The 20,475-nt window shown below is 41.1% G+C and carries 16 protein-coding genes; 9 read left to right on the top strand and 7 right to left on the bottom strand.

Going from position 1 to position 20,475, the window contains the following annotated elements; translation table 11 throughout:
* Positions 1-95: 95 nt before the first annotated feature.
* The 4 genes from prlC (at position 96) to ACGHEH_RS04965 (ending at position 6,377) form a co-directional block, all read left to right on the top strand.
* Positions 96-2,132 carry an oligopeptidase A gene (gene prlC, locus ACGHEH_RS04980; protein WP_390442325.1) on the top strand — a complete coding sequence of 679 codons (2,037 nt, stop codon included), beginning with the start codon at positions 96-98 and terminating at the stop codon, positions 2,130-2,132.
* Between the two features lie 180 nt (positions 2,133-2,312).
* Positions 2,313-3,449: a PleD family two-component system response regulator gene (locus tag ACGHEH_RS04975; RefSeq protein ID WP_390442322.1), complete on the top strand. Its 1,137-nt coding sequence runs from the start codon at positions 2,313-2,315 to the stop codon at positions 3,447-3,449.
* Between the two features lie 90 nt (positions 3,450-3,539).
* Positions 3,540-4,319, top strand: a complete 780-nt coding sequence (locus ACGHEH_RS04970; RefSeq protein WP_390442319.1) for a class I SAM-dependent methyltransferase — start codon at positions 3,540-3,542, stop codon at positions 4,317-4,319.
* Between the two features lie 132 nt (positions 4,320-4,451).
* Positions 4,452-6,377 (top strand): methyl-accepting chemotaxis protein, encoded by a 1,926-nt coding sequence (locus ACGHEH_RS04965; RefSeq protein WP_390442317.1) that lies wholly within the window; start codon positions 4,452-4,454, stop codon positions 6,375-6,377.
* A gap of 385 nt (positions 6,378-6,762) precedes the next feature.
* Here the strand turns inward: ACGHEH_RS04965 and ACGHEH_RS04960 are convergent, their stop codons facing one another.
* From ACGHEH_RS04960 to ACGHEH_RS04935, 6 genes are all read right to left on the bottom strand, one after another.
* Complete coding sequence (locus tag ACGHEH_RS04960) at positions 6,763-7,779, bottom strand: hypothetical protein (protein WP_390442314.1); 1,017 nt, start codon at positions 7,777-7,779, stop codon at positions 6,763-6,765.
* A 5-nt stretch (positions 7,780-7,784) separates the two neighbouring features.
* Complete coding sequence (locus ACGHEH_RS04955) at positions 7,785-8,711, bottom strand: hypothetical protein (RefSeq protein ID WP_390442312.1); 927 nt, start codon at positions 8,709-8,711, stop codon at positions 7,785-7,787.
* A gap of 54 nt (positions 8,712-8,765) precedes the next feature.
* Positions 8,766-10,460: a thiamine pyrophosphate-binding protein gene (locus ACGHEH_RS04950; protein WP_138477956.1), complete on the bottom strand. Its 1,695-nt coding sequence runs from the start codon at positions 10,458-10,460 to the stop codon at positions 8,766-8,768.
* Positions 10,461-10,517: 57 nt separating this feature from the next.
* Positions 10,518-12,011, bottom strand: a complete 1,494-nt coding sequence (locus ACGHEH_RS04945) for a flavin monoamine oxidase family protein (protein WP_390442309.1) — start codon at positions 12,009-12,011, stop codon at positions 10,518-10,520.
* A gap of 40 nt (positions 12,012-12,051) precedes the next feature.
* Positions 12,052-12,888, bottom strand: a complete 837-nt coding sequence (locus ACGHEH_RS04940; RefSeq protein WP_390442306.1) for an alpha/beta hydrolase — start codon at positions 12,886-12,888, stop codon at positions 12,052-12,054.
* A gap of 489 nt (positions 12,889-13,377) precedes the next feature.
* A complete protein-coding gene (locus ACGHEH_RS04935; protein WP_130255457.1) occupies positions 13,378-14,031 on the bottom strand; it encodes a hypothetical protein in 654 nt (217 codons plus the stop codon).
* Positions 14,032-14,158: 127 nt separating this feature from the next.
* Between ACGHEH_RS04935 and ACGHEH_RS04930 the strand changes: the two genes are divergently transcribed.
* Positions 14,159-14,557, top strand: coding sequence for a hypothetical protein (locus tag ACGHEH_RS04930; protein WP_138567835.1), 399 nt, complete (start codon positions 14,159-14,161; stop codon positions 14,555-14,557).
* Positions 14,558-14,600: 43 nt separating this feature from the next.
* Here ACGHEH_RS04930 and ACGHEH_RS04925 read toward each other — a convergent pair whose 3' ends face one another.
* A complete protein-coding gene (locus tag ACGHEH_RS04925; protein ID WP_390442303.1) occupies positions 14,601-15,839 on the bottom strand; it encodes a helix-turn-helix domain-containing protein in 1,239 nt (412 codons plus the stop codon).
* A 179-nt stretch (positions 15,840-16,018) separates the two neighbouring features.
* Here ACGHEH_RS04925 and ACGHEH_RS04920 point away from each other — a divergent pair, with 179 nt between their 5' ends.
* From ACGHEH_RS04920 to ACGHEH_RS04905, 4 genes are all read left to right on the top strand, one after another.
* On the top strand, positions 16,019-16,789 hold the full coding sequence (locus tag ACGHEH_RS04920; RefSeq protein WP_390442300.1) for a DUF2306 domain-containing protein: 771 nt from the start codon (positions 16,019-16,021) through the stop codon (positions 16,787-16,789).
* Between the two features lie 163 nt (positions 16,790-16,952).
* A complete protein-coding gene (locus ACGHEH_RS04915; RefSeq protein ID WP_390442298.1) occupies positions 16,953-17,285 on the top strand; it encodes a helix-turn-helix domain-containing protein in 333 nt (110 codons plus the stop codon).
* Positions 17,275-18,525 carry a DNA cytosine methyltransferase gene (locus ACGHEH_RS04910; RefSeq protein WP_390442295.1) on the top strand — a complete coding sequence of 417 codons (1,251 nt, stop codon included), beginning with the start codon at positions 17,275-17,277 and terminating at the stop codon, positions 18,523-18,525. Before ACGHEH_RS04915 ends, ACGHEH_RS04910 begins: the two co-directional genes overlap by 11 nt.
* 9 nt (positions 18,526-18,534) lie before the next feature.
* Positions 18,535-20,445, top strand: coding sequence for a restriction endonuclease (locus ACGHEH_RS04905; RefSeq protein WP_390442292.1), 1,911 nt, complete (start codon positions 18,535-18,537; stop codon positions 20,443-20,445).
* The last annotated feature ends 30 nt before the right edge of the window (positions 20,446-20,475 follow it).

Raw genomic sequence — 20,475 nt, 5'->3', positions numbered from 1 at the left:
GTAATTGCGGCATTTGCCCCAATTTCAATGCTAATACGGTAAATATATGACGAAAGCGCATATTTTATAAGAACAGATTAAAGGAAAGAGCATTTATGAGTAACCCACTGATCGGCCTAGAAGGTTTACCGCCATTTTCGAAAATTCAACCAGATCATGTAGTGCCAGCACTAAAAGCGGCAATTGAACATTGCCGTAAAACCATTGACGAAGTATTGGCAAAACAAGCATTCACTTGGCAAGGGCTGGTGGTGCCACTTGAAGAGGCGGATGACAAGCTTTCTCGTATGTGGTCGCCAGTATCACACATGCACTCAGTGGTTAACTCTGAAGATTTACGCAAAGCTTATGATGAGTGTTTACCACTTATTTCAGAATATTCAACCTATGTGGGTCAGCATCAAGGTTTATATGAAGCCTATAAAGCGTTAAAAGACTCAGAAGAATTTGCGTCACTGAGTATTGCCCAGCAGACCTCAATTAATAACGCGCTACGTGATTTCACTTTGTCGGGTATCGCGTTAGATAGTGATAAACAAAAGCGTTATGGCGAAATTTCAGCACGTTTATCAGAGCTTGCGGCAAAGTTTGGTAATAATGTCATGGATGCCACGCAAGCTTGGCAAAAGCATATTACAGATGAAAGCGAGCTTGCGGGCTTGCCTGAGTCAGCAATTGCCTTAGCGGCGCATACGGCACAAAGCAAAGAACTTGAAGGCTGGGTGTTTACTTTAGATATTCCGTCTTACCTGCCTGTGATGACTTACGCTGATAACCGTGAGTTACGTGAAGAAATGTACCGCGCATTTAGCACTCGCGCTTCCGATCAGGGCCCGAATGCCGGAGAGTTTGATAACTCAGAGTTTATGGCTGAAGAGCTAAAGTTACGTCATGAATTAGCTCAGCTACTAGGTTTTGACAGCTTTGCAGATAAATCATTGGCAACAAAAATGGCTGAAAGTCCGGCGCAGGTTTTTGAGTTTTTAAATGACTTAGCGGCTAAGTCTAAACCACAAGCTGAACAAGAGTTAAAAGAGCTACAAGCATTTGCTGAGTCTGAATATCAAATGACAGATTTACAAGCCTGGGATTACGGTTACTTTGGCGAGAAGTTAAAGCAAGCTAAGTATGCCATTTCAGACGAACAGTTACGTCCATACTTCCCGGCAGATACAGTATTACAAGGCTTGTTCACCACAGTTAATAAGCTATTTGGCATTAAAGTTACTGAGCTTTCTGATTTTGATACTTATCATGAAGATGTTCGCTTTTTTGCTGTGCACGATAAAAATGATGCTCTTCGTGGCCACTTCTACCTAGATTTATATGCTCGCGAGCACAAACGCGGTGGCGCGTGGATGGATGACTGCATGGGTCGTAAAATTCGTGCCAATGGCGAGCTGCAAACACCGGTGGCATACTTAGTATGTAACTTCAATAAAGCCGTCGGCGACAAGCCTGCTTTATTCACTCACAACGAAGTGACCACTTTATTCCACGAGTTTGGTCATGGTATTCACCATATGTTGACGCAAATCGACGCTTCAGCGGTTGCGGGTATTAATGGTGTTGCTTGGGATGCCGTAGAGTTACCAAGTCAGTTCTTAGAAAACTGGTGCTACGAAGAAGAGGCGCTGAGCTTTATCTCTGGTCACTTTGAAACTGGTGAGCCATTACCTAAAGAGTTACTTGATAAATTATTGGCTGCGAAAAACTTCCAGTCGGCCATGCAGATGTTACGCCAGTTAGAGTTTAGTTTATTCGACTTCCATATTCATGCTGATTATAAGGCCGAAGAAGGTTGTCAAATTCAGTCTACTTTAAATGAGGTGCGTAAGCGTACAGCCGTGGTTAAAGCGCCTGAGTTTAACCGTTTCCAACATGGCTTTAGTCATATTTTTGCAGGTGGCTATAGCGCGGGTTATTACTCTTACAAATGGGCGGAAGTTTTATCGGCAGACGCGTTTTCTCGTTTTGAAGAAGAAGGCGTGTTTAACTCACAAACTGGACAAGACTTTCTGCAGAATATTCTAGAAAAAGGCGGTTCTGAAGCGCCAATGGAACTATTCAAGCGCTTTAGAGGTAGAGAACCACAAGTTGACGCATTACTCCGTCATAGTGGAATAGCGTAAAATTTTTGTAGCGCGGGGTAGACCCTGCGCCAAGATTGCAAATTTGCATAATAATTACTCAGAGTTTGATGTAGTTATAAAAATAAAAGCGTCTTCGGGCGCTTTTATGCTTTTTGGGGTTCGCAAAATTATCATCTCCAGCTATGCTATTTAAAGACATGATTTATTAAGGGAAATGGTATGAGCAGACTGGTGCTGGCTATCGATGACGACAAGTTAGTGCATAAGATCATCGAAGACGCGTTGGCTGAAAGCTGTAAATTGATCCGAGCTAAAAATGGTGATGAAGGATTGCGGTTAGCCCTTAAATATCAACCCGATATTATTCTTCTTGATGTAGAAATGCCTGGCATGAACGGCTTTGAAGTATGTGAAAAGCTAAAAAAAGCGTCACAAACCAAAGAAATTCCAGTGATGTTTCTTTCTTCTCGCACAGATATCTCTGAGCGTATGCGAGGTTATAACTCTGGTGCTGCAGACTACATAGTAAAACCTTTTAACCGAGAAGAGTTGCTTGCCAGAATCAATGTACTTGATGACTATCGTCAAGTGTCTCAGCGCCTTAAACAAGATATGGAGCAAGCGCAGATCACCGCCGAAATTGCGATGACAGATTCGGGTGATATGGGTCGGATTATGCGTTATGTTGGTCAGTCTTATCACGCCCATGATCTAGAAAGTTTATCTAGCTTTTTCTTTGAGTTCTTTGTGCCTTTACAGCTAGAAGTCGCGGTCGCATTTTGGCATCAACAAGGTGAGGCGTTTAAATCTGCTGAAGGTGCTATTCAGCCTATTGAGCAAGAACTGTTAGAGCAAAATCGTGAAGGTAGTCGTTTTGTCGATTTTGGTCGTCGTACCATTATTAACTACCCTAAAGTCTCTTTGCTGATCAAAAATATGCCGACCGAAGATCCTGGTATGTACGGCCGTTACAAAGACTTGCTGCCACATATTTTGGAGGCGACGAATGCCAAAATTCAAGATATGGAAGAGAGTGAGCAAGCAATCGAGCAAGTAGCGCACATAGGTCAAGTATGTGATGACATTGCGCAGCAGTTAGTTTTTTTAGATATGCACCACAGCATGCAATCAGATAACTTCCGGCAATTACTGGTCGCTGAAGAAGTTGCAAATTTAGAGCAATTAAAAGAAGTTTCTCAGCATTTCGCCTTTTTGAACGAAGAGATTGATGTCATCAAACAAAAACTCGCTTTGCTCACAGAAACGCGAGAGGCACTTCATACTAGTCTTAATAAGTTGAGTCAGCCTTGGAGTGAAGACCAAGTTGCCTCTCAAGATGATATTGAGCTTTTCTAATCCTCTGCTCTTAATTAAGTATTATGAGAGTTGGTATAAATAAGCGTTTCAACGTTATAATGGGCAAGCTGTTCTATAAGGAGTTTGCCCTTGCTAATCCATACCCCCTATCCTGAAAATCGTCCTTACCTTGATGAAATCGAAAAACGCTTTGAATTAGCCAAATGGGCAGAGCAGTGTAATGCCAATGATGTGCCAAATAAAAGCTTGTTTAAGTTGCAGTTTGATGAGCATGGATTGCAGTTATTCAAAAGTGATGAACCAAAGCTCGGTGCCATTCGAGTAGACTTCGTAACTGGAGCCAGTGCACACCGACGTAAATTTGGCGGTGGCAAAGGTCAAGCAATTGCTAAAGCTGTGGGGCTAAATAAAGGTGCGATACCGCATGTACTTGATGCCACCGCAGGTTTAGGTCGAGATGCTTTTGTATTAGCTGCACTAGGTTGCAAAGTGACCATGCATGAGCGTCACCCTGTGGTTGCAGCATTACTCTATGATGGCCTAGTGCGTGCTTACCAAGATACTGAAATAGGTGAGTGGATGAAAGCGCAAGTGGATATGGCGTTTGGTTCTAGTCATGACCTTTTAAATAGTACCTCGATTGAACCGGATGTGGTGTATCTTGATCCTATGTTTCCACATAGAGAAAAGTCGGCACTGGTGAAAAAAGAAATGCGTGTGTTCCAATCTTTAGTGGGAGACGATCACGATGCAGATGCATTACTATCCTTTGCTATGCAATTGGCGAGTAAACGCGTTGCCGTGAAACGCCCTGACTACGCGCCATTCCTCGATGAGCAAAAGCCGAGTATGCAAATCACCACTAAGAAAAACCGTTTTGATGTATACGTAAAAGCAGCAATGAAATAGAGTTTTTATCCTATATAGGGATAAGTAAAAAGTATGCTTTTTACTTAGTTCGCTCTCTTGTTGAACAAATTACATCAAACTGTCATAAAAGGGTAATACGCTAGCGCCGAAATTTGGAACAAAGGGGGTGTTATGCGTGTTTCTGTTTTTACTCGATGGCTGGCAATCTTGCTTACGTCGGCAAGTTTATTTTTGGCTGGCGTATTGTTTTGGGCGTCGAATTTATTAAATACACTAGATCAGCAGAACACAGGATATAACCAACTCAAAAACACTGTATTGGTGGAGCTATCAGGTAGCGTTGAAAGCTATCTTAGCAGCGGCGATAGTCAGTATTTAACTGAGTCTTCAGACATTATCAACAAGCTCAAACAAGCATATATTGGTCAATTACCTGATGAATTAGCTGCGACCATGAGCAATAAGTTAGATGCATTAGATTCAGATATTAACGGAAAGTATCGTGCGATTGGTAAATTGTCTGGCAACGAGATGGCACTACTCGATAATGCCTTGAGACAAATGAGTGGCTCAGCATCATCTTTAATTAGTTATGCATCTAAAGCAGATGACAGCCCTGTCAAAAAACAATATTACGCGTTAGCGTCTGATTACTTTCAAGCAGTGAACCAATTGAGTATTTTTACCTATCACTTATCAATCAACCCGGATGCAAATACGCAAAAGAGCCTACAAAATACCATTTCGACTTTGCAATCTATCGCCAATAAAATCGATCGTTTAGAAAACCTAGGGGTTATGAGCGAAGTCGACGAAGACGCGTTGTTTTTTGGCGAAGAAGCAGAAGACTTAGCCGATGAAATCAAATCAGAGCTTTCTAGTTGGGCGAATCGTTTTGGCAAAGACGTACAAAATACCTTTGCGCAATCACAATCTCGTCAAGCGGGTACAAAAGCACTTCGAGCAGATATTCAAACTATTATTGATATTGTGCTATCGGCTGAAAGTGACTTAAAAGCCAGTCAAGACGATTTAAAATTGAATGTTTTGGTATTATTCAGTGTGGCAATTGGTTTGTTAATTTTACTCGCTGCAGGTGTTTATTTTGTGCAGTTAAACCAAGTGCTTAATCCATTGCGACAGCTTAGAGATGGTTTTGCTGATTTGATCAATTCAAATGAAATGAAACAAATCCACAGTAAAAACCCTGACACTGAAGTGGGTGAGATAGCTGGTTACTTTAATCAGCTCATTCAGCGCCAACAACTAGAAGCACAAGAGCGCCAAGAAATGCTGACTTTAGTGAATGAGTTTATGGCCCAGATGAGCGAAAGCCTGTCACAGATCAGTCAGCAATCTGAGAACACTTATAATCAAGTCGAGCAAACTCAGGGGCTATTGCACAATATTAGAGATTTAGGCGAGCAAGCCAACGATATCAATACCCAGGTATCTGATAATGCCAATAGTACCTTTGAAGCCATGTCACACAGTGTGCAATTTGCCGATGCCATGCTTGAAGCGAGCTCTTCAACAGAGCAGCGTGTAGAGCAAGGGCAAGATAGCTTAAATGAATTATTAAAGGGTGTTTCAGAAGTAGGCACAGTGGTTGAAATGATCCGTACCATTGCTGAACAAACTAATTTACTAGCATTAAATGCAGCCATAGAGTCGGCGCGAGCGGGCGAGCACGGCCGTGGGTTCGCCGTTGTTGCCGATGAAGTGAGAAAGCTAGCACAACAAACGCAAGATTCACTGTCTGACATTCATCAGCAGTTAAACACCTTGGGCGAAAACTCTAAGAAAGTATCTGAGCAAATGGGCGCGTTATCACAAGATGCGCAAGCGCAGACTGAACATGCGCAAGAGTTAAAACGTAATTCTGAAGGGGTTGCAGAAAGTGCTCAGACAGCGAATCAAGTTGCAAGTCATGCCATGGAACTTGCTCAACAACAAAGTGGTTTGGTGGATGATTTCAGTCAAGCTATGTTGAGTATGAAAGACCAAGTAAATAGTTCTAGCCAGCAAGTGAGTGAGATCCAGTTGAAGTTACAGCAGCAAATGCGACAAGTGAGGCAAAGTCTCGGTTTGTCATAAAAAAGCGCGATATAAAATCGCGCCTACAATCTGGTTGTGTGGTAGGTCGGGGTTTTAGTCCGACAAAAGTAGCTCAGGGCAAAACCCTGTCGCGATAAATGACGACCTACATCGTACATATTAATTTGATCTGTAGGTCGTGGCTTTAGCCCGACAAAATCAGTTCAGAGCAAAAAATTCTGTCGCCATAAATGACGACCTACATGGTACATATTAATTTGATCTGTAGGTCGTGGCTTTAGCCCGACAAAATCAGTTCAGAGCAAAACCCTTGTCGCCATAAATGACGACCTACATGGTACATATTAATTTGATCTAGAGGTCGTGGCTTTAGCTCGATAAAAGTGGCTCAGAGCAAAAAAATTCTGTCGCCATAAATGACGACCTAGACTAACTGCACTTTATTCAGCATCACTCCAGATTTTTGCATGGTCTTTTCTATTTGCTCAATGGTCATAGGATCACGACTCACGCCAGATTGAAACCAATTAAGCGTTTGCGCGCTATGTCTGAGTTTAGGCGTGTTATTCAATACACTATGCAAGTAGTTTTCAGCGAATAATTGATGGCTTGTAATATCATTTGAGATAGCCAGCATACCCGGATGAACATGATGCATGTGTACACCTGACTCAGGGGAATGCGCAATAAATCGAGAGGCATTGTAAGCGAGTAAACGTACCTTATTTGAAATAGTTTCTTGTATGTCGCGCATCGCAAATAGTTCATCAAGCCGATTACGATATTTCTCCAAAGACTGTGGTTCAAATAAAACGTTAGCTAATCCATTTTGCGGGGAATGTATCACTCCTTCTTTATCTGTCAGTTGATCTAAGAACAGAATATGATCGGCTTGCCTTGCCTGCGCCAGTAGTTTTACATCTGGTAATGCTTTGGGCATAGTCAGAGTCGACCAGTTACTATTATTAGCAACATTCACAAGTTGCGCTTTATGAAACTGCTTATCTGTTTGAGGATCTGCAATCGCTTTAAGCAATGGCGAATTACTCGCAAGCCCCTCTGGCGCATGATAGGCAATAGTAATGTGTTTTCTGTTGATGCCTTTTGATTGTAAGCGTGTCAAACAAGCGCTGACTAATTTATGATCAACACTATAGGGGAATGCTTTTTCACTCACTTGCCCTAAGATAATGAGTACTTTATCTGTTTCAGATTGTTTGAAATTAAGCGCATCCGTTAGTTGGTTGAAGAGCATATTGGTTTGTGCTTGCTCCAATAGCCCTGCATTTTTTAATTGTGCGGTGGCAACCGCGCCATTGTGATTGTTAAACACGTTGTCGAGTGCAAAGCTGGGCATACTGCTGGCTAACAATCCCATTCCTGCACCGGTGCCTTTTAAGAAAGCACGTCTTGATAGTCCTTTGTTATTTGATGGTTCCATAATATTTAAACCTTTTCGTAAATACTGAGATATTCCGGCAGCATAGTGCTTTCTTCGAGCGGAATAACCTTATGCACTTTGTAGCCATAGACCGCCATTTCTCTATGCCATGCGTCTAAAGATTGCAGTCTATTTCTATGCGTTTTTGCGCTCTGCCACGAGCGGCCATGAAGTAAGTTTTGCCAATCATTAAATACCGAGACCAGATGTTTTTGTGCGGTGTGTTGCACGTCGAATATTGGCATGATTAACTTGCCACCAGAGGGCATGTGCTGCTTTATATTGAGCATCATGTGAGCAAACTCATTGCTTGAATAGTTGTGAGGGCCATTATAAATAGCGGCTAACTCAGTCTTAGGCGCATTTATATGGCTTGCTTGAGTGAATAGCTCTGTTGGGTGAATTACTCCAGTGAAATCTGCTCGTGGCAATGGTGTATATTGCTCGCTTAAGGTGTGCGTCATGGTATAAGTTGCACCATTAAAAAATGGCAAGTGATTGATTGGATCAAACTCACTATTGGGTAGACCAAAGCTGATATACCCAGAGAACCGTTGATGCTGAATTAACTCTGCCAAATATTGGCTGAAGCGCACTTGCTGATCTTGCAAACGATGCATATTAAGCAACTGTATATTGAGGTTACTGCTGGCTAGAATAGCCGACAAACGCTGGTATATCAGCGCTTCATCTTGCATGTTTGCCGCACACTTTAATGCTTGAGTGTGTATTTCAGCATCTTGATATAAGTGCAGTTGCTTTGCTAATAATGCAGTAAAATCATTAAATAAATACTTATTTAAATACAATGCATGGTAGCTATTTGATTCATTAAGCAAGGCCCTTATCCAAGGCGAAGCAAACGCATCAAGACTGGTTAATCCGGCAGCAGCAAAACCGCTTTTTAAAAAAGCGCGTCGCGACAATGTCATCCTTTTACCCTTGTGTTAACGTGGCCGGTATGATGTTTTACCGGCCGGTTTTGATTAAATACCTAAAAAGGCACGGTTTTCAGCTGGGAGATCTTTCATTGGGATCTGTGCTGCAATCACACAAGGTTGATCATCGCGGGCATGTGCATGTTGCAGTGCACCAAGTAGATCTTCATAGGTATTGACTCGAAGGCCAATGCCGCCGTTGTATACATGCGGCATATTTTCGTACTTCCAACCATTGAGCATCACGTAATCCAACGGTGCTTTACCAGGCTCAGTAAAGAACGAACCGTCAATTAAGAACTGCTCTATCGCATATGAGCCATTATCAACAATGACAATAATGGCTGGGATATTGTTTTGTACAAAGGATGAGAATGCCTGTGACACCATTTGGAATCCCCCGTCACCAGTCACAATAAGCGGTCGTTTACCCGTTGCAAAATAACTTCCAATGGCGGCGGGAGTGCCCTGACCAATTGAAAGCCAAATCGGGTTAGCTAAGAAGCACTGTGTATCGGTCACAGGTATATCCGCGCCCGGGAAGCTTGCCAAACAAGTATCTAAGCTAATGTAATAAGGCGCATGGGTGGTATTTAAGAAATCCCCGATGGCAGCAAAAATTCCATCATGCCCCAAAGTGCCTGAATATGGATCGCTGGCAAATTTGCTTTGCCATTGTTCGCGGCGTTGCTGATAACTTAATCCGGCGACACTGGGTACGGTGTTACCTTGTGAGTTAAGGGGTGGCAACGTATTGATGGCTTCTATTGCAGCGCCCAAAGAGAGTTTAGGCAGTACATGGCTGCCTACCATGGCTTTATTAAATGCCACACGGATCAGCTTCTCTTTCAGTGAGATAACCATATAACGGTGATCAATGCCAAACAAGCAGCCAAGTGCAATCACACAGTCAGATGATTCAACACCTTGTGTTATGGTTGAAGGAGCTAAATCACTGTCATACACACCGCAAAACAGAGGGTGTGATTCACTTACTAAAGACTTAGACAGCAAGGTGGTATAGAAAGGCAGTCCCTGAGATTCAACAAATTGCATTGCCTCATCAATTAGACCAAATCTAACTAGTTCAGCACCCAATAACACCACAGGCTTTTGGGCATGCGCTAGTCTGTCTTCAAGGGCGCGGACAAACTGTTGCTTACCCGCAGTGTGGCGTTTTGCTGAATAGCTTAAGTTCGCAGAGAAGTGACCAATCGGCTTTTTCCACAAATCTTGAGGGATCTCGATATACACTGGACCAGATTGCTCTAACGCAGTGATCAGCAAAGCATCTATTCTATCTGCAGCACCGTCTAATTCACGGATCTCTTCAGCGGCGAGCGTCAGCTCTTTGAACACGTGTAAATCGGTTTTACCAAACCCCGTTGAGTGCGAGAATAACACATCGTATTCGGCCTCAAGGCTTAAGTCTTTATCGGTTGGACCGCCGTTGATCACCGCCAGAGGCACGCGCTCTGTTAATGCACTGGCAATGCCGTTGGCCATACTTAACGTACCAACCCCATACGCAACTGAAACAGCACCTAAGGCGCCTTGTCGGCCATATCCGTCGGCGGCATAACCTGCTTCTAGTTCATTAACGGTATTGATGAAGTGCATGTCAGGATCGGCAACTAAGCTGTCGATAAAATCTGAACATGATGTACCCGGCACACCAAAAACATGGTGACACCCTAATTGTTTAAGTCTGAGTGTAATAAACTCAGCGACTGTATAAGACATGATATTTCCTTATTACCAAAACTTATCTTTGGCTTACTACTTTAATTGGTAAAAAATTTAAGCGTGTTTGTGAATGTATTGCACGGCCTCAAGCGCTGAGACTAAAGCGCCTTGGATCCAAGAGTGATAGACAGAGCAATGCTCACCCGCGAAGCATAAGCGCTGCTCAGGTTCACGCATGAGTGCATAATAATCTTGATGATCTCTGGGGTTGAAAAAAGCATAGGCACCCGCTGAGTGAGTATGGTTACTCCAGCTCCATCGCAAGACACTTAAAATGTCATCTCGAGTGATATAGGGGTGTACTTTTTTCAGCTCGGTGTAGATCAGCTCTTTTAGCTCGAAGTTATTGAGCGTATCAACACGGCGTGCGTGTTGACCCCAGGTATAAGAGGCGAGTAGGTAACTTGCCGAGTTTGATACCGAAGTATCTTTAGCAATGGCATTATCAGCTGGATACCAAGTGTGTCCTAGGCCGACATCATAGATGGTGCTACCACCATAGATCCCTTCTTTTAGCTCCCAAAAACGATTCTTTGTTCTGATCAATACTTTAGTGGCTGAATCATAGTGCACTTGTGCAAATGCACGCGCTTTCTTTGGGTTTATGCTGTTATGAAAGTCTATTTTGCCCAATACGCCAAAAGGCAACGTACAAATAGCATAATCAGACTCTATGGTGTGTTTGTTTCTATCTCTCGACTGGTAACACACAGATACCTTATCGGCTTGATTGTTAATGTCGACGACTTTGGCTCCCGCCAGAAAATTAACTTTACCTGCAATATTTTGATAAAGACGTTGTGCGAGTAAATCCGTACCGCCGACGATTTCGTCAAAACCTTCAAACCAAACTCGCTCAAGTTGCTCGCGTAAATGCTCTGAAAAAGCAGTATGTAGCAAGGTCGAAACCCCATAAATTGACGAGACATACTCAAGGGCTTCTGAGCTTAATCCCACTTGTTTAAAGGCATCTTTTAGCGACATAGCATCAAGTTTTTTCAGTCTGTCAGTACTTAACTCTTTGTCATATAGGGACTGCTTTTCTTTATCCGATAAAGAATTGAGTACTTCTGTGACGGCAAGATCCCACATATCATCTACGCTCATGTTGCGCTCTTTAGGGGTCAGATCGAAGGTCTGTTTTAAGCGTTCAAAACCTTCAGCGCTCCGAGCGACTTTTTGGCCACGGATCATCGCGTGAGCTTTGACATTATCCTGTACAAATGGTCTCAACTTTAAGCCCATTTCAGCGATGTAATGACGTGATAGCTGATGATGTGTTGGAATACGCATTGCGCCTAATTCGGCATAAAGCGTATCAGATTCTCGTAAGGTTCTAACGCGACCACCGATATGACCAGGATCAGCCTCAATGATGGTCACTTTTGCACCGAGTCTTAGTAACTCGTAGGCGCTGGTTAATCCCGCAATACCACCTCCAACAATAGTAACAGAAGGCGTTTTCGGTAAACTTTGGGCAGCAAGTGCCCTGACACTTTTCAATAGCGCCATAGGCTTGCCACTATGGGCAAGAGTATTATTCATCATTAAAAAGTCCTTTTAACGATTGATTGAGTTTATTTAAAAATTAAAGTGTTAACGCTGATTTAATCGCATCTGCCAAAGCTACAGGTTGTGTGATCATAGGCAAATGACCAGACGTAATACTGTAGGTTTTTGTCGCATCTATAGATTGAGCAATCTTTTGCTGTGTCGCATATGAGATGATTTTATCTTCTTTTGCAAACACATAGGCTTTTGGAATTGCGTCTAACTTAGTTTTGTTTAAGTACACTTTGCCTTCGCCCGTGACAGCAGGTTCATCGACAGATTGTGACCAAACTTTTGCCTTAAGAGAGTGAGATTGGGTGTTGGTAAAAGACGCAACATATTCTGCTTGATTGGTGATTTTCATCCAGCCATCTTTATAGGTGACCCCTTTGAAGTAATTGTCTTCATCGTCTTTGTTTAGCAGTGCAAAAGGTTTAGCGCCTTCGATAGGCGCAACGGCACTGACATAGATTAAGTTACTGATCTCAGCCTTATTGCATGATGCGAGCGCTTCGTGAGCAACCGCACCACCTTGACTGTGCATAACCCAAACCTGAGGCTGAGGTAGTGCATTAGTTCGCTCACACAGTGCCTTTGCTGCGTGGTTTAAGGTAATGCTTGATGGCGTAACAGTATTATCACGTCCGGGTAAATCTAGAATATGTGATGCAATTTGTGCACTTTCAAGTTCAGTTGCAACAGGCTGCCAAGCAGAGCCACGCAAATGTGCGCCATGAATAAATACAACAGTGGCAGCAGCTTGCTCAGCGCTTAGAGCAGCCGCAGAAAGCGGTGTTGAGTCTGAAGAAATACTATTACAAGCCACTAAACTGCCTGTGGTACAAAAAGCGATAAAGGTATTTTTTAACTTCATCCTAAGTCCTTCCTAATTCTGTAAGTAAAAAACGCGGGCATCTTAGCAATAAAAAATACGAAAAATAACAGTATAAAAAATAGGGACTTTTGCTTTTTAAATGCGTTAATCGAAAAAATTCAAAAATGATTTAGGTCTGCCGAAAGAGTTGAGAATTTTTATGCTAAACAGCAGTTTAACTATTCTCTTTGTTCGTGAGGTGAGCACATTATACTTTTGTCGAATAAAAATAATTATTGTTTCTTGTAGTTAAATGGACTGTCTTATTTTTACTCAAAACGGCCTGCAATAATGTAAATATTGCGAGAGTAAGTGCACAGTTATGATTATTTCTTATCTGTCAAATTAACCTTTATCTTTCTCCCACTATTGAAATATGCAGTCTTAAAGAGTTTTCTTATTGGGCACTGTTGAGGGGAGTTAAATAGTTTTTTTTATAATTTTTTTAATTATTCTATTCATTATCTTTTTAAACCTTAAACATTTTTACTAAGTTATCTTCTTTTGTAAGTTGATATCAATTAAACGTTCTATTTCTTCTGATTCATGCTCTGTAAAAGGACTATCGAAATTATCTTGGTTGATAAGCACTTTCTTTCTCAGGTCTTCAGAAATGCGCTTGTTGGCTATTTTTATCTGTTGGGTAAATTGCTCAACTGTGATTCTGTTATAAATAAATTGTCCAGCTTTCGGTTGTATCAAAGAGGAGGTGAGTAAGTCATCATGTTCTAGCAATGTAGCATGGCGAAAGATTGCCTGTGATTTTGAAAAGCAGGCTGTTTGGCTTCTCAATAATGCAGCATCAGGTATAGCCTTTATTCTGGTCGCATTTGCATTTTTTTGCCAAGTGACCCCGCATAGGCTGATATTGAATGCTGATTTTTGATTCGCAGTGTTCTTGATGGCAAGAGGGGAGTTTTCTGGCAAGAGTGAAATGTTATTTATTAGATCAGGCAGTGCTTGCATTGATAACTTTTCAAGTGTGATAGAACCACTATTAGATTCATATGTCAGCTTGAGGGTATTTTCTATGTAAAAAACTTTACCTGTGTCTTCCCATAAAGAAATAGTTTGTGGCTTTTCAGGTATTGTTTCATTGGGTTTATCTATCTTTAAAGCTTGTTTTATTTTCTTTAAAAACATATCGGTTTATCGCTGAAATATTTTTATTACGCATCTCAATGTTAGTTAGATTAGTCTGAGTAAATAATTTTAGAAGTGATCTAATACCCAGCTCTATTTATATTGAGTTTAAAAAAGAGGTTCTGTTATGAATTACTTAAATACGCTCTCAATTGAAAGCTTACTACTTCTTAGAATTGCATTTGATAACAAAGGTGATGTCGTAAACCTTCATCAAGATATGATGGACTTATACCTTTTCCCAGAGCGCTTAGAGAGTAGTTATAAAGATGAGTGGCAAGCTTATATTAAAAGAGCGTTGGCAAAGGCTGAGATTAATGAAGCATCTTTGATGGAGATAATGAAAAACAGATGCACTCAAGAGACAGACCAAGTTAATGTGCTAAAAGCACGTTTATTGAGTGCCAAATCTGAGTACTTAGAGCTAAGCCAAGCATTAAGAGACGCTCAACAACAACAAAACAGCGACAATGTTAAAACAATAAAAACGCCTCTACATAATTGGTTAGAATGGGTTATTACTTAGTCTGCTTTAACTTTGCTTGCTCTAATTGCAATGTAATCTTCTACTATTGATTTAAATTTTGCTTTTTATAACTGCTGGGCGTTAACTGAGTATGTTTTTTGAATGCACTATAAAACGCTGATTTAGAATTAAAGCCCACTTGCATGGCAATATCTAAAACCGTTAGTTCTGACTCTAATAGCAACTTTTGTGCAGCTACAATGCGTTTATGATTCACATAATCAAAAAAGTTAGTCGCTAAGGTTTCATTTAGCGTTTGCGAAATATAGTTAGGCGACGTGTGAATGTGTTTGGCAAGTTTTGGTAAAGAGAGGTTAGCATCTAAATAAAGCTGCTCTGAGGTCATCGCCACTTCAATTTTCTTCGCAATATTTTCTGCCTTTTCCGCAGTGAGAGCTGAGCGTTTGTATTTTTGGGAGGAAATATTTTCAGATTCTTTAACTTGGCTGTTTTCATTATCCATAGCTAAAGACGCTTGATATTCAACATCGACCGACTCGTTAGAAAATAGCTCTTCAAAGCCTGGTTTTTGTCTTAATCCCCAAGTGGCGACAAAGCAAACTGTAATGAGCAAAACAAACTGAAAAATATCTTGTGTATATTCACTGGCGATAAACAAATTATCGAGTAATAAATTGATTGCAGCGATAGCCCAAGCAACGCCTACAAACAGCAGTAAACCACTTAACCATCTGATCTCTTTGGCTTCAGTTGAAGCAAATACCTGCTTTAATTGAGTTCTGTAGCGTTGTAATCGCTTGACGATTTTAATCAAGTAGAACGCTGATTGTGCAATCCAGCCCAACACCAGCACAAAAGTAATAATTAGTAATCCATAGATAAAGTTTCTAAACAGTGCCGATTTCTGTTCTAGTATCGCTGTGTCGCCTTTGCCAAGCAGGTTGTAATGAATATCTGCGGGCAACAAAAAGGTGATAAAGCTAATCAATAACCCAAGCCCTGGTAGAGCCAAATGCCGCGCATCGACTTTTTTAAATCGCCAAGGCGCACTGTGTGTTAAGCCTTTTACATATAGCCAAAAGCAGGGCGCGATAATTAATAAAGCGGGTAATGCCAGCGTTAAGGTTGAAAGCTGTAAAGCGGGTGCGAGTACTTTGAGGCTTGGCTGTGAAATGACAATCGCGATACCAATAAAACTCAAAGCGAGCGGAAAATAAGTATGGTTTTTGTCGGCTCGAACAACCAGTAAGTTAGCGCTAAAGAATAATACGCTCAAAGTCGCAATATTAATTGCCAGTAAATTTAATTCAGCGGCTGGCATATAAGTAATCCTTTTTTATCCTTACTTTACAGTTGGTTAGTTTTTTCTTCATGGTGTTCTATTTCTCATGCCTATTTAGATTAAGGTCTGCGACAAAGTCTTAATCAATAGGCTAGAACGACACATTAGCATTGATATTACAAGATTGCCTCAAGCACAACGAGAAACAAGGCAATGTTATGAACACACACATATCAAATAATAAGCAACAAGATCTGCAACTCTTAGACTCAAAAAATCATGCTGATTCAACCTCTAGTACGTACAAAAAAATACCAAGTAATTGGAAAGCAGTCAGCCTATTATTCTTTTTAATTGGCCTGCCCGCTATACCTGCAATTTTTATCGTAACGCTGGTTTTACTGGGTCCTGATGCAATCGCAGAGGCATCAGGTTTGATTAATGCCCGTTACTTTGAACTTCCGGCTGCAATTTTGGTGCATGGGGTAAGCGGCATTGTTTTCTTCTTTTCATTACCCACTCAGTTCTCAACTCGATTACGCATAACTCGACCTAAGATGCACAGAGTAATGGGGCGCTTGGCCGTTGTGTCTGCGTGCTTAGTGGCAATATCTGGCGTGTGGATGCACCTAGTATTTTCACCAACAGACTTAGGTACGCGTTTTATATCCTTGGTGATTGTCGCCATCGCTATTTGCATTAGCTTCAGTACAGCTATTGTATTTGCAATGAAGAAAAACATCGTCGCCCACAAGGTATGGATGACACGTGCCGTCGCAGTGACTTTAGCTGTGGTAACACCACTATTTTTAGAAGTAATTTTAAGTTTGTTTATCGATGTTGCGAGCCCGGTTGGAGAGATAGCAATTAGTGTTTTACACGACTATGACCGTTTGATTGGATTGGCTTTAAATGTGCTGGTGGTAGAGGTGTGCATGAGAAAGACGCTGACTGACTTAAGAGCTATGGCAACAAATTATAAACTGTGATTGTAATTTTCATAACTGAAAACCTCTTGCGCTATTATCAACAGCTGATAAGATGTGATGGCTATGTATAAGTGTACAGTATTTATGTTTGGCTAAGAGTTGTTTTATTACTTGCAGGGAATCTATTTAGCAAACGATTCTAGTAAGTTATACGAGTAAAGAAATGAAAAATGCAAAACAATCGCGCTGCGTTATTGGCATTAAAGGGCAAACGCCTGATCCTAATTATCCCGTCGATATCTGGTTCGACTCACTGAAATCAGTAGCTAGTGTACTATCAAAAGAAAACCAGCAACTCTTAAAAGTGATTGCCCAGCAACAGCCGCAATCGGTGACTGAGCTGGCTACACTTACAGGTAGAGCGGTCAGTAATGTATCAAGAACACTGAAAACATTGGGTAAGTACAACCTAGTTGAAATGCTAAGTATAAAAAATACGCTTCGCCCTAAAGCCATCCATCAAGAATTTTTAGTAGTAGTTAATAATGAACAATAAAGCAAACGTCCTTTTACAAGCCGAAGAAATTATCAAGCCATTAGCACTTGAGCATGTGCCACAAGACAGTGATATTGCAGCGGTAATTGACCAATGGTTACACGCCATTGCGACCGATAGCAAGTTTTACTGTAATCCAGTAATCAGTAAGCCAGAACAACTCAAAGAACGTGTAATCAGCTTGCTACAGCAAGCTGATTTATACACAACGCGTAACTCGTTCTTTAATGATGTGTTTGGTGCTTTAAAGCTAAAACCTAGTTTGGACGCTAATTTTCGTTTTATCGACTTATTCGCAGGGATCGGTGGGGTTCGACTCGGTTTTCAACAAAACGGCGGCGTTTGTGTTTTTTCTTCCGAATTTGATAAGCATGCTCAGCAAACCTACAAAAATAATCATGGCGAGATTCCATTTGGTGATATTACAAAGATACCCGCAAATGAAATCCCTGATCATGACGTTCTTTTGGCTGGCTTCCCATGCCAACCATTTTCGCATGCAGGCCTTAAACTAGGGATTGAAGATACCCGAGGTACTCTATTTCATGACATAGCCAATATTCTAGAAATGAAAAAGCCTAAGTTTGCGTTGCTTGAAAATGTGAAAGGTTTAATTAGCCATGATAAAGGCTACACACTCAAAGTAATTTTAAAAACGCTAACCAAAATAGGATATAGCTGTAATATCCCGAAAAGTGTTATTGAACATGGTTCTACAAAGGAAATCCAAGCCTTAGCCAAAGAAATGGTTCTTAAATCAGTGGATTTTGGAGTACCGCAAAATAGGCAGCGCATATATATCGTTCTATGGCGTGACGGCGAAGTTAAAAGTTTTGAGTACCCAAAACCACTAGGCATTGAAGTTAAAGTTGGTGATAAGTTAGAGAAAAACCCAGATCCTAAATTAACTATTTCTGATAGATTATGGGAAGGCCATCAACGTAGAAAAATTGAAAACAAAAAAAATGGTAAGGGCTTTGGTTTTGGCTTAGTTACGGAAGAGTCACCGTACACTAATACTATCTCAGCAAGATATTACAAAGATGGTAGTGAAGTATTGATTGATCAGGTTGGAAAAAATCCTCGGAAGATTAGCCCAAGAGAGGCTGCTCGATTGCAAGGGTTTCCTGATGAATTTGAACCAAGTACTTCAAAAGTTCAAGCATATAAACAGTTTGGTAATAGTGTGACTGTTGATGTTATAGACGCAATAGCAAATTGCATATCAGAATATCTATAAGGATGCTTAATGTTAATCGATTTAAGGAAATATAGTGGTAACAGCTCTAATGCTGTAGTGAATACCAATACTCTGAAAGAAATTCAACTACCCAGAAATCTCAGGGATAAGATAGAAGGGCGAATTTTATCAGGAAAACTTACTGTTAATCCTTACACTGCATTTTCTAATACAAGTGCAATAAATTACGCTGTAATGCCAAATCAGATTTTCCGATTTGCATGTGAAATCTATGATGCAGCTTTCGATGTTATAGCCTACTTTAACGTCTTGGATGAAATTAGAACATCAATGAGTTTGATAGACCTATTTTCTGAAAATGTAGAAGAGATTGAAGCTAAATTACTGGCATTGGGTTTTCTAAACGGACAAGATGCTAAACTGCTTGCTCAATTTATATCTTTTCCAAAGAAAAAAGGTGAGAAAAACGAATATAGACTCGGTGGAAAATCAATCTTCAATAAAAGTGATACCGGTAAGATAAGCGTCCGCTCAAATGAAGATTGCTTCGGTTCAGTTGTTTTAACCATGGTCAATTTACCAAACTCCTCATCCAGCATTTTTGGTGACTTGGTGTATTCGCTTGTACAAAATAAAGACTTATATGATGAAATTCGAACGTATTTCGATACATTATCCAATCCAATACCTTCGAGAGAAATAACAAGACCAAGTATTAAAATGCCCAAATCCTTCATGCTTCTTGCTGGCATCTCAGGTACAGGTAAAACCCGTTTTGTGCGTGAGCAAGCAAAAACCTCGGGGCAGTTTGCTGAAACTTATTGTTTAACCTCGGTGCGCCCTGACTGGCATGAGCCGAGTGATTTACTCGGATATATTTCACGCCTAAATGGCGCTGCGGAATACATCACTACCGATGTATTGAAGTTTATAGCTAAAGCTTGGCGCGCCATTGAGGATAGTAACTTAACCGTTGAAGTGCAAGAGAGCGAAGACCAAGGCGAGCGTTTAGTGGTTACAGGTGAGCGTGATGCGCTTGGGCAGGTATTGTCTCATTGGTTGTGCTTGGATGAAATGAACCTTGCGCCTGTTGAGCAATATTTTGCTGATTATTTATCGGTGCTGGAAACCCGCGAATGGTGTTGGACAGGTGAAAGCTTTACCTACAGCTGTGATGCGCTATTAAAACCCGCCACCATTAAGGAAGTTGCTGACAAAGAAAAGCTACGCGAAGCGCTAGGTTTTGATAACGCGCAATACGATGAGCTGTGGGCACATATTTGCCAATATGGCTTAGGTATTCCGTTTAACCTGCTTGTTGCGGGCACAGTGAATATGGATGAAACCACTCACGGCTTTTCACGCAAGGTAATTGACCGAGCGCTGAGCTTTGATTTTGGTGAGTTTTTTCCAAATAACATTGATGAGTTCTTTGTAGAAGGTGGGCGCACAATAGCTAAAAGGTTGAGTTATCCGGTAACAAGCCACGCAAAATTGGAGGACTTTAAAAATGTTGGAGCAGATAATGATGCTGAACAAACCAAAGCATTTTTTAAAGCTATCAATAATGTATTAAAGCAAACCCCTTTTGAGCTGGCATTTAGAGCCTTTAATGAACTGTGTTTAAGCGTGATTGCGTTTTCGCCTAAGACCCCCAAGGAGTTAGCGGCTGTGTTTGATGACTTTTTAATGTGTAAAGTCTTACCTCGTATTGAAGGGGATGAAGATAAATTAGTCGCAGCAGATAACAACAATGTACTGGTTGCGTTGATGGACGTGTTAGAAACGGAGTTAAATCAGATCTGGCCAACACCAGAGGTTGTTAACTTGCGCCCAGACTTATTGCAATGCAAAGAAGGCGATACGGAGACTGTGCTGAATATACCTTGTCGTAGCAAAACAAAGCTCGAATGGATGAATAAGCAACTCAACAATGGCTTTTGCTCTTTCTGGCCTTAATCTTTAATCCGCGATAAGGAAGTGCAAAAG

The sequence above is a fragment of the Pseudoalteromonas sp. MTN2-4 genome (genome assembly GCF_042848605.1).
Classification (GTDB): Bacteria; Pseudomonadota; Gammaproteobacteria; order Enterobacterales; family Alteromonadaceae; genus Pseudoalteromonas.
Note: the sequence above shows the minus strand (reverse complement) of the source record. Positions and strands in the feature narration are given on the sequence as shown.